This is a genomic window from uncultured Thiodictyon sp. (assembly GCA_903837595.1).
GTDB lineage: Bacteria > Pseudomonadota > Gammaproteobacteria > Chromatiales > Chromatiaceae > Thiodictyon.
The window spans coordinates 1-11,579 of sequence record CAILVI010000401.1; the positions used below are offsets into that span (position 1 = coordinate 1).

The 11,579-nt window shown below is 65.4% G+C and carries 5 protein-coding genes; all 5 read left to right on the forward strand.

Annotated elements, in window-relative coordinates; translation table 11 throughout:
* Positions 1–31: 31 nt before the first annotated feature.
* Entirely contained in the window at positions 32–4,792 is a 4,761-nt protein-coding gene (locus QZY44_RS23995; protein ID WP_295453960.1) for a PilC/PilY family type IV pilus protein, read from the forward strand.
* 24 nt (positions 4,793–4,816) lie between these two features.
* Positions 4,817–6,730 carry an exodeoxyribonuclease V subunit alpha gene (recD, locus tag QZY44_RS24000; RefSeq protein ID WP_295453964.1) on the forward strand — a complete coding sequence of 638 codons (1,914 nt, stop codon included), beginning with the start codon at positions 4,817–4,819 and terminating at the stop codon, positions 6,728–6,730.
* A gap of 154 nt (positions 6,731–6,884) precedes the next feature.
* The gene (locus QZY44_RS24005; RefSeq protein ID WP_295453966.1) at positions 6,885–9,572 is read left to right on the forward strand and encodes a DNA translocase FtsK; all 2,688 of its coding nucleotides are present in this window, start codon (positions 6,885–6,887) and stop codon (positions 9,570–9,572) included.
* A 5-nt stretch (positions 9,573–9,577) separates the two neighbouring features.
* Positions 9,578–10,246, forward strand: a complete 669-nt coding sequence (gene lolA / locus QZY44_RS24010) for an outer membrane lipoprotein chaperone LolA (protein ID WP_295453973.1) — start codon at positions 9,578–9,580, stop codon at positions 10,244–10,246.
* Positions 10,246–11,550, forward strand: coding sequence for a replication-associated recombination protein A (locus tag QZY44_RS24015; RefSeq protein WP_295453979.1), 1,305 nt, complete (start codon positions 10,246–10,248; stop codon positions 11,548–11,550). Before lolA ends, QZY44_RS24015 begins: the two co-directional genes overlap by 1 nt.
* Positions 11,551–11,579: the final 29 nt, after the last annotated feature.

Genomic DNA, 11,579 nt, shown 5'->3' on the forward strand with positions numbered 1-11,579 from the left:
ATCTGTCGCTACGTATAATTCGGCGGCGGTCGTGAAATACGGCTACACCAGCAGTCACTGTAATGGCGTCTACTACAATCCCAAGACCAAGTATCTGCCCCCCGTCGACGCCACCGGCACCGCTTATCCCAACGCCGTTTTCACCGCTGCCCAGTACGACGGCTTCAATACCGCAACCGGCTCGCTGAGCACCACGACCGGAAAGGGCACGGTGGACTTGAGTGCGGCATTCAAGTCCGATATGTTTGTGCCATACTCGGCCAACAGCACCTATAGCAGTTATGGTGGGCTCGATGACACGGCGCAGCCCGCCTATTATTACACCTATTCCGGCACGCAATCCTCCGAGGCCCAAAAGAACTATTACGACACCAATAGCGTGTTCTATAAGGAATGCAACAGTGTGGTGGGTTCGACCAGCCAGGTCGATGGCAGTCATGCGGTCAACACCCTGTTTACCAAGGTGATCGTGAGCGCTACCTCCGGTCCGGACGCCACCGCGCGCGACGAACGCCAGAACTTCGCCAATTGGTTCAGCTATTACCGAACCCGTATGTTGATGATGAAGTCCGCGACCGGGTTGGCCTTCAGTCGACTGGACAATCATTATCGGGTCGGCTTCGCGACCATGAACAACAACAGCGTGGACGATCATTATGTCGTGAGCAGCGGAAACGGCACCAACTTCGTCAACCTCGCCACCTTCGATAACACCGGCAAAGCCGCCTGGTACGCCAAACTCTATGGCGCCATCGCCTACAGCGGCACGCCGTTGCTCAATGCATTGTCGAAAGCGGGGCTCTTGTATGGCGGGAAGCTCAGTACGCTGAATACGGTGACGGTCACCGACCCGATTCAGTATTCCTGCCAGCAGAATTTCACCATCCTGTGCACTGACGGTTTCTGGAACGACCAAACCAATCAAAAGTTGACCGGATCGGCGTCCACCACGGCGGTTGGCCAGCAGGATGGGAACGAAAACCCACCGTATTGGGACGGGCAAACGACGACCTACACCAAGTCCACCAGCCAGCGGACCCAGACGCAGACCCAGTACATGCAGAGCACCAGCCAGGTGAAGTCGCGTACCACGCAGCTGCAAAGCAGAACTAACCTGCTGACCAGACAAACCTATCCGCTGACAAGGACGCAGTTCGATCTGCAAAGGTCAACCAGCGACCTGCAGAGCAAGACCGACTGGCTGACGAGCTCGACATTGACCCTTCAAACATGCACAGGTAAGACGAGCGGGAACAACCCCTGTTCAGCAAGCGGGTCCGGCTGGGTCAATTCAACATCGAGTTCTTGCACTCCGAACAGCAATACTAATGTCAATTGCCGCTATGTGGCTGGAACTGAAACCGTCGTGCCCTTCGGGACGAATTGCACCGGTTATGCGACTGCGCCTACCAGTAATTTTAACGCGCAGACGAAAACCCTATGCTCTTTAAATCCCCAATCATTGCCAACTCCCGTCTGGGTTGCCGCTAATTCGTGCACGACCCAGACGCAACTCTCAAATGCAATCGGTCAGCAAACTTTCAGGGCCGGTAGGGCGTGTCAGTACACTTCCTGGTCAACCCCGCAGTCCGCGGGGAGCTCTTGCACACCAGTCGCTCAGACTTACGCCCTGCCCCAGGCCGTCACTTGCTCCTACGCCGCGACCGCCACCACCACTAACTTGAGCACCTGCACGGCCGTCGGGCAATCGACCACAGGCACTTACGCCGGACCTGCGTTCACCTGCACCTATGCGACGACGCCCACGACGGACACCGTGGACACTTGCACGCAGGTGGGGCAATCGACCGCCAACAACTACAGTGGCCCCGCGATCGGCTGCAGCTATGCGGGTTGGAGCGGTTGGGGTGGCGTGAATTCATGCACCTCGCTGGGGCCATCGTCCGGGCCGACGAACTATACGGTAGGCACGGCCACCGAGTGCAACCCCACGGACACCGGTTGGGTCAATAGTAGCAGCTGCGCCGCCGCCAATCCTACCTCCGGCAACAGCTACGCGACCACGGCGTGCAACACGGTCACCACCGGTCCCACGCCCATTGCATCCTGTACGGTCGGCACCACAACGAATGGCACCGGCCTGACCACCACCTGCGTAAAGAACATTTCCGGCCCGACCCCCGTGCAGTCCTGCACGGCCGGTACCGATGCCAACTATGTGGCCACGACGTGCAACACGGTAACCACCTCGAACACCGTGGCCTCCTGCACGGCGCAGTCGGCTACGGCGGATACCAGTTGGACCAGCACCAGCTGTAGTGCGCCGATCCTCAACGGCGGAATGTCGAATACGCTCGCGGATGTGGCTGAATACTATTATCAAACCGACCTGCGGACATCGAACTGTACCGGCGCGCTGGGCGCCGGCACTGATGTCTGCTATAACAATGTGCTGTCGTCGGGCGAGGATAGCGCCTCCTGGCAGCATATGACCACCTTCACCTTGGGGCTGGGTACCCGCGGCCGGATGGTGTTCTCGCCGACCTATAAGAAGGACCTGAGCGGGGATTATTTCTCAGTGAAGAATATGCTCAGTGCCAACCCCCCGAACGTCTGTTCTTGGAAGAGTAGCGGGACGACCTGCGTATGGCCCACTCCCGATGTGAATGGCGCGCCGGAAAATATCGATGATTTGTGGCATGCCGCGGTGAACGGGCGCGGCACCTTTTTCAGCGCGACCGACCCGTCCTCATTGTCGGTGGGGATGTCCGGTGCCCTCAACAGTATGAAGGCCTCCCCCGGCTCATCGGCGGCGGCGACCACGAGTAACCCGACGGTGACCACGGGGGATAATTTTGTCTTCAGTTCGTTATTCACGACGAATAGTTGGATCGGGGAATTGATCCGCCAGCAAATCGACGTGGCGAACGGGACCTTGCCATCGGATGCCACCACCTTCGACTGGGCGGCCCAGGCCCTGCTCGATGCCAACAGCACGCGGACCATCTATACCTCTAATGGTGCCGCCCCGTGGTCGCGCCTGGAATTCACGGCAGACAATTTTAAGGATTCGGCGGCGTTCAAAACCCCCAACATTTCTGGTCTGACTCAATTCTGCTCAACCGGGGTGAGCACCTGCCTGAGCTCTGACGTCCAGACCAGTCCGACCGGTGCTTCCGGTGCCAATCTGGTCAATTATCTGCGCGGCGACACCAGCCACGAGGGCGCCGTGGACCCGGCCACGCCCGCTGCCTATTATCGTAATCGCGCGGCGGTGCTGGGCGACATGGTGAATTCGGAGGCGGTGTATGTGAAGGGGTCCTTGCTGCAATATACGGATCTCGGCTACAAGGCCTTCACTAACGGCACTCCCACCACCACCGGGACTGCCACCCGCCAGCCCATGGTGTATATCGGCGCCAACGACGGCATGCTCCACGCCTTTTATGCGACCAATGCCGCATCCGGTGCCGTTGGCGGCAGCGAGGCCTGGGCCTATATCCCCTCCATGGTGATGCCAAATCTCTACAAACTGGCCGACCAAAGCTATGCGACGGGGCATCAGTATTTTGTGGACGGCACCCCCGTCGTCAGTGATATCTGCAGCAGTCAATGCGGAAATGAGGCGAGCGCCGTGTGGAAAACCATCCTGGTGGGGGGGCTCAACGGGGGCGGCCGCGGCTACTACGCGCTGGATGTCACGAACCCCGCATCTCCCAATGTCTTGTGGGAATTCACGAATGACAACCTGGGATACACCTACGGCAATCCAATCATTACCAAATTGAATAATGGAACCTGGGTGGTCATGGTGGCCTCCGGTTACAACAATGTCTCACCCGGCGACGGTCAGGGCCATCTCTTCATACTGAATGCCGACACCGGCGCGCTCATCCGGGATATCGCCACCGGGGTCGGTACCACCACGGCCCCGAGCGGTCTCGCGCGGATCAATGCCTGGGTCAACAACTCCTTGCTGGATAATACCGCGGTACGCGCGTACGGCGGCGACCTGGAAGGCAATTTGTGGCGTTTCACGATCGATGCCGCGGGCGCGTCCGGAGCCGGGGTCTACGGCGTGCAACGGTTGGTGGCGCTCAAGGACGCCAGCGGTAATGGGCAACCGATCACTGCCAGACCCGAGCTCGGCAAGGTGGGCACGACGGTGGTGGTCTATGTGGGGACGGGCAAGTTCCTGGGCACCACCGATCTGTCAAACACCCAGCAGCAGTCGTTCTATGGCGTCAAGGACACCCTCGCGACACCGAGTGCGGGCGCGCCGGTTTGGGCGAATCCCCGCACCATTACTTGCACCGTCGGCACGACCGCGAATTGTTTCGTCAAACAGCCCTTGAGCAATGCCACTACCTGCCCGTCGGGTTCTTCGATCTGTCCGGTCGGCTGGGCCGCGCGTACCATCACCAGCCCCAATCCGGTGGACTTCGGTAGCCAGGCCGGCTGGTATGTCGACTTGCCGGACACCGGCGAACGTGCCAACACCGATCCGGCACTGAGTTCCGGGGTCGTGGTGTTCACCACCAATACCCCGAGTGAAAGCACCTGCACGGTCGGCGGTTACAGTTATATCTATATGCTCAACTACCTTTCGGGCGCGGCGGTCAATACGACCACGAACGGCGTCATCGCGGTCAAATTGGGCAATGTGTACGCCACCCGCTCGGCGCTGGTGGTCCTGGCCAGTAACCGCAATATCGCGATCACGCGCTTATCCAACGGCACCACCGTGGTCAGTAATCTACCCCCCCCGATCCAATCAGGCGCCGGCTCAGGGGCGGCGCGACGGGTGTCCTGGCATGAGCTATTGCCGTGAGCAGGCGGTGTTGCCGGGGCGGGGATGAATAGTCAGAGCGCTGCGCTGCACCCCCTGCGCCAGGCGGTGGACGGCGGGCGCTTGCGCGCGCTCGACCTGCACTTTGCGCGCGCCCTGGGGGACCTGGTCGGGGGGGCGAGCGGTCCGCGGTTGCTGGCGGCGGCGCTCGCGAGTCGGCAGGTGGGGGAGGGCGCGGTATGCCTGGATCTGCGCGCGCTGGCCGGGCGGGCGCCCTTTGCCGACCTGCCGGAGGTGCTGGCGCCGCCGCTCGCGCACTGGCGCTCCGACTTGTTGGCCTGGCCGGCGGTGGTGAGCGCCGCGCACGCGGCGTCCCAGGGCGCGTCCGCGGCGCTGATCCTGGACGCCGCGGACCGGCTCTATCTGGGACGCTATTGGGATTTCGAGCAGGGTGTTGCGCGCGCGCTCACCGAGCGCGCGGCCGGGTGGGCGGTGGGGGTGGATCGTGCCCGACTGGCGGCGGGGCTGGAACGCCTCTTTCCAGCCCCGGCGGACGGTGCCATCGACTGGCAGCGCGCGGCGGCGGCGCTGGCGGTGTTGCGGCCACTGTGTGTGATCTCCGGCGGCCCCGGGACCGGCAAGACCCGCACGGTGACGGCCTGTCTGGCGCTCCTCGCCGACCAGGCGCGGGCCCGGGGCGAGACGCTGCGGATCGCACTCGCCGCGCCCACCGGCAAGGCGGCGGCGCGCCTCACCGAGTCCATTCGTCAGGCCAAGGCGGGGTTGCGCGAGGCCGGGGCCATGGACGCGGCCACTGCCGCGGCAATTCCCGAGGCGGCACTGACCCTGCATCGGCTGCTTGGCGCCCGGCCCGGGCGCGTCGCCCCCCGGCACGGGCCGGGCAACCCGCTGCACCTGGACCTGCTGGTGGTGGACGAGGCCTCGATGTTGGACCTGCCGCTGGCCGCGCGCTTGCTGGCCGCGCTGCCCGCGCGCTGTCGGCTGGTGTTGTTGGGGGATCGGGAGCAACTCGCCTCGGTGCAGGCGGGGGCGGTGCTGGCCGATCTGTGCGGGCGGGGGCGCGAGCCGGCGTGGTCGCCGGCCCTGACCGCGGCCTTGGTGGAGGTGGGTGCCTTGCCGCCGCGCGACGCTGTGCCATGCCCGGGGGCCGTGGACGCGCCGCAGGGTTTGGGCGATTGCGTCGCGCTCCTGCGCCGCAGTTATCGCTTCCTGCCCGGCAGCGGTGTCCACGCCCTGGCCGTCGCGATCCAGCGTGGGGATGGGCGCGGTGCGGTCACCGCCGGGGATGCGGGTTACGCGGATGCCCGGCGTCTGGACCTGGACGGCGCCGGGCTCGCCGCCTTCATCGGTGGCTTTGTGGTGCCCAGGCATCGGGCGGTGCTGGCGGCGCCAGACCCGGGGGCCGCGCTGGCCGCACTGGGGCGCTATCGGGTGCTGTGCGCGGTACACGAGGGTCCCTGCGGCCTGGCGGCACTCAATCGGATCGGCGAGCAGGCGTTGGCCGCCGCCGGGTTGATCCGGCCCGCGGGCGGGCGCTACGCGGGTCGGCCACTGCTGGTGACGGCCAACGACTATGACCTGCGGCTCTACAACGGCGACGTGGGTATCCTGCTGCCGGACCCGGCCGCCGGGGGTGAGCTCTGTGCCTGGTTCGAGACGGCCGAGGGTCTGCGGCGGCTCTCGCCCCATCGCCTGCCCGCGGTGGAGACCCTGTTTGCGATGACGGTGCACAAGAGCCAAGGGTCGGAGTTCGATGAGGTGGTGCTGGTCCTGCCGCCCCATGACAGCCGGGTGTTGACCCGGGAGTTGATCTATACCGCCGTGACGCGGGCGCGCCGTCAGGTCACCTTGGTGGCCGGGGCGCAGCGCCTGGCAGCGGGGGTGCAGCGGCAGGTGCAGCGCTCCTCCGGGCTCTATGATGCACTGTGGTCGGAGGTGGACGCCGCCGCCGGGGGCTGACTTCGTCGCGGCCTGGGGGCCGCTCCTACGCCGTAGGAGCGGCCCCCAGGCCGCGACGCGCACCGCGTTTTGCGCACGCCCTGGCGCTGGCGCGTGCCGACCCGGAGAAACCGCGCTAAGGCTATAATGCACGATCATGTTTCGGGGGGTGTTTATGGCTCAGGCGACGCGCAGCGGACAGTTGACGTTCAGCGACTATGTGGAGCGGGCGCTGCGCGAGGGTGCCATGTGGGCGCTGATGTGCGTGGCGCTCTATCTGGTGTTGTCGCTCGCGAGCTTTAACCGCGAGGACCCGGGCTGGTCCTATGTCGGTGAGATCGACAACGCGACCAACCTCGGGGGGCTCACGGGGGCCTGGTTTGCCGATGTCAGCTTTTATCTCTTCGGCTATTTTGCCTACCTGATTCCAATGATGCTGGGCTTCAGCGCCTGGGTGGTGTTCCGCGGGAGCCCGCAGGACGCGCGCCCGCGTACCTGGATACTGGCCATGCGGTGGATCGGTTTTGTGCTGACCCTGGGTGCGGGTTGCGGTTTTGCCACCATGCACCTCGCGGCCCTGGGTGCGGACCTTGCCAACGGCGGCGGCGGCGGTCTGGGGCAGGCGGTCAGCGGCCTGATGCGTGAGCATTTCGGCACCGCGTCTGAGGTGCTGCTGGGCGGGATACTGCTGGTGGGATTTACCCTGTTCTCGGGTATCTCCTGGATGGCGTTCGTGTATTCACTAGGCGATGGGCTGCTGGCGGGCCTGCGCGCCATCCGGAGCGTTCTCGCGGAGGGGTTTGAGTCGCTGGAGCGACGCCGCAGCGGCTTCGGCGTGGCTGAGTTGCCGGCGGACCTCCACTTGATCGATGCCGATGAGCTGGCCGCGCAGCGCGCGGCGGACGCTGCCGGGGACGCCTGGCAGCGCTCCGCGGCGCCGGTTGCCACACCGTCTGCCCGGCGGGCTGGCGCGCCGCGCCCGCCGGTACCACCGGAGTTCGAGCCGGAGTTCGAGCCGGAGCTCGAGCAGGAGTCGGAGCCGGTGACCCGGCAGATTCCCCGACCGGGCAACCGGCCGCTGCCACCGTCGCTGGTGCAGCCGGCGGCGGCGCCGGTGATTCGCGGGGCGCCCCGGGCTGCTCCGTTCCCTGACGCCGATACCGACGACCTCGATTCCGACCTAACCGTCGACCTTGATGCCGACTTCGCGCCGATCGCCCAGCCGCCGCAGCCGGAGTCGGTCCTGACCCTCTCTGATCTGATGAAGGGTCAGCGTCCGGTGCCCAAGGAGGTGCCGCGGCTCCAGCCGGTGCCGCGGCGCGCGCCGCCGGCGCCGGTTGACCCCTTGGTTGAGGGTGCCGAGCCGTCACGTCCGCCGCTCGACCTGCTGGACCCGGCGCGCAAGACCGGCCGGGGCTATTCGGACGCGCAGATCGAGGACCTGTCGCGTCTGGTGGAGGTGAAGCTCAAGGACTTCGGGGTCCAGTCCCAGGTGGTGGCGGCCTATCCGGGGCCGGTAGTGACGCTGTTCGAGCTGCAACTGGCGCCGGGCACCAAGTCCAGCAAGATCACCGGGCTGTCCAAGGACCTGGCGCGGGCACTGTCGAAGATCAGCGTGCGGGTGGTGGAGGTGATTCCCGGTAAATCGGTGATCGGTATCGAGATCCCCAACGAGGAGCGGGAGACGGTGTTCCTGAGCGAGATCCTGGGTTCTCCCGAGTACCAGGATGCCAAGTCGCCGCTGAGCCTGGCGCTCGGCAGCAACATTTCGGGCGAGCCGGTGGTGGTGGATCTCGCAAAGATGCCCCATGCGCTGATCGCCGGCACCACTGGCTCCGGTAAGTCGGTGGCTATCAATGCCATGATCCTGAGTCTGCTCTATAAGGACGGGCCACGCGACGTGCGGCTCATCATGGTGGACCCCAAGATGCTGGAGCTCTCGATCTATGAGGGCATCCCCCACCTGCTCACGCCGGTGGTGACCGACATGAAGGAGGCGGCCAATGCGCTGCGCTGGTGTGTGGGCGAGATGGAGCGGCGCTATCGGTTGATGGCCGCGCTGGGCGTGCGCAATATCGGCGGCTACAACCGCAAGGTGGCCGAGGCGGAGGCCGCCGGGGAGCCGCTGCGCGACCCGCTGCTGGCCGCCGAGTTTGCCGCCGAGCCGGGGGTGACGGTGCCGACCATCGGTCACCTGCCCTATATCGTCGTCATCATCGACGAGCTGGCGGACATGATGATGGTGGTCGGCAAGAAGGTGGAGGAGCTCATCGCCCGCCTGGCCCAGAAGGCGCGCGCCTCCGGTATCCATCTGATGCTGGCGACCCAGCGCCCCTCGGTGGACGTGCTGACCGGGTTGATCAAGGCCAACATCCCCACCCGTATCTCCTTCCAGGTGAGTTCGCGGATCGATTCGCGCACCGTGCTCGATCAGATGGGCGCCGAGACCCTGCTCGGGCATGGCGACATGCTCTATCTGCCGCCGGGCGGCAACATCCCGCAGCGCGTGCACGGCGCCTTTGTGGACGACCACGAGGTCCACAACGTGGTGAATTTCCTCAAGGCCCAGGGCGGCCCGGACTATCTTGACGACGTCCTGCGCGAGCCGCTGGAGTCGCTGCCGGGGATCGATCCGGAGCCCCGCGGGGACGTGGAGGACTCGGACCCGCTGTTCGACGAGGCGGTGCAGATCGTTGTGGAAGGGCGTCGCGCCTCCATCTCGGGGGTACAGCGCCGACTGAAGATCGGTTACAACCGTGCCGCGCGCATGATCGAGGAGATGGAGCGCATCGGCATCGTCGGCCCCGCGGAGACCAATGGCAACCGCGAAGTGCTGGCGCCCCCCTCACCCCGCGAGGATTGATCCCTATGCCCCAGACTCACCGCGGCGCCGCGCCCTTGCGCGGGCGCCTTGGCCCGTTCGTCCTGCTGTTGTCCGCCCTGCTCGGCGTGGGGCTCGCCGCGCCGCCCGCCAGCGCGGACGGCAAGCAGCGCCTGACGGACTTCTTGAAGGGCCTGCACAGTCTCAAGGCCAACTTTGAACAGATCACCTTCAACGGCGACGGTACACGCATGACCAAGGGTCACGGGACCTTCTACCTGCAGCGCCCGGGGCGCTTCCGCTGGGAGTACCAGGCCCCCAACAAACAGGTGATCGTCGCCGACGGCAAGCGGGTCTATCTGCATGACCTCGACCTGGATCAGGTTTCCCACCAGAGTGAGGAGAAGGCCCTGCGCGGCACTCCGGCCCTGCTGCTGGCAACCGACACCCCGGTGGACAGGGATTTTAATGTGCGTGATGTGGAGAGCACCGACGGGCGCGAGTGGGTGGAGTTGACCCCCAAAGCGGCGGATTCTGAGGTGGTGCGGATCGAACTGGGATTCGGGCCGACCGGCCTTGAGAGCATGATGATGAAGGACAGCTTCGGGCAGGACACCCGGCTCAACTTCTCCGACTCCAAGCGCAACCCGGCGCTCGACGCGGCCCTGTTCAAGTTCGATGAGAAGACCGGCGGCGATTTTCTGTCCTTCGATTGATGACCGCAGATACTCAAGCCCCGCTCGCGGACCGCATGCGGCCGGCCGACCTCGACGGCTTTGCCGGTCAGGGCCACCTGCTGGCCCCGGGCAAGCCGCTGCGCCAGGCCATCGAGACCGGGCGGCTACACTCCATGATCTTCTGGGGGCCGCCCGGCACCGGCAAGACCACCCTGGCGCGGTTGGTGGCCGCGCGCTCCGACGCCCATTTCCTCAACCTCTCGGCGGTCCTGGCCGGGGTCAAGGATATCCGTGAGGCGGTGGCCGAGGCGCAGGCCCTGCGCCGGCTCCACGACCGCGCCACCGTGCTCTTTATCGACGAGGTGCATCGCTTCAACAAGGGTCAGCAGGATGCCTTTCTGCCCCACGTGGAGAACGGGACGCTCACCTTTATCGGGGCCACCACCGAGAACCCATCCTTTGAGCTGAACAACGCGCTCCTGTCCCGCGCCCGGGTCTATGTGCTCAAACCGCTGGTGCCGGAGGAGATCACGGTCATCCTGCAGCGGGCACTTGCCGACCCGGTGCATGGCCTGGGCGCCCTGAACTTGAGCCTCTCCGTCGAGGGTGCCCGGTTGCTGGCCGAGTCGGCCGACGGCGACGCCCGCCGCGCGCTGAATCTATTGGAATTGGCGGCGCAGTTGAGCCCGGGCGGGGTGATCGGGGCGGGGGCGGTGGCGGAGGTGATGGCGGGGACCTTGCGGCGCTTCGACAAGGGCGGGGATATCTTCCACGACCAGATCTCGGCGCTGCACAAGTCGGTGCGCGGCTCCAGCCCGGACGCCGCGCTCTATTGGCTGGCGCGTATGATCGACGGCGGTTGCGACCCGCTCTATATCGCCCGCCGCCTGGTGCGCATGGCCAGCGAGGATATCGGCAATGCCGATCCCCGAGCGCTCGCCCTGGCGGTCGACGCCTGGGAGACCCAGGAGCGTCTGGGTTCACCCGAGGGCGAACTGGCCCTGGCCCAGACGGCGGTCTATCTGGCTTGCGCGGCGAAGAGTAACGCCGTGTATCTCGCCTGGAATGCCGCCCTGGCCGATGCTCGCAAGTCCGGTTCGGCGGAAGTCCCGATCCACCTGCGCAATGCCCCCACCCGGCTCATGAAGGAGTTGGGGCATGGACGTGCCTACCGCTATGCCCACGACGAGCCGCAGGGCTATGCCGCTGATGAGCGCTATTTCCCCGAGTCCATGGGCGAGCGGCGGTATTACCAGCCCACCGACCGGGGGTTGGAGATCCGTATCCGCGAGAAGTTGGAGCGGCTGCGCGCCTTGGATCGGGCGGCACGCGGGGGCGCTTAATCTCATCCGTTGCGGCAACCCGTCGCGGC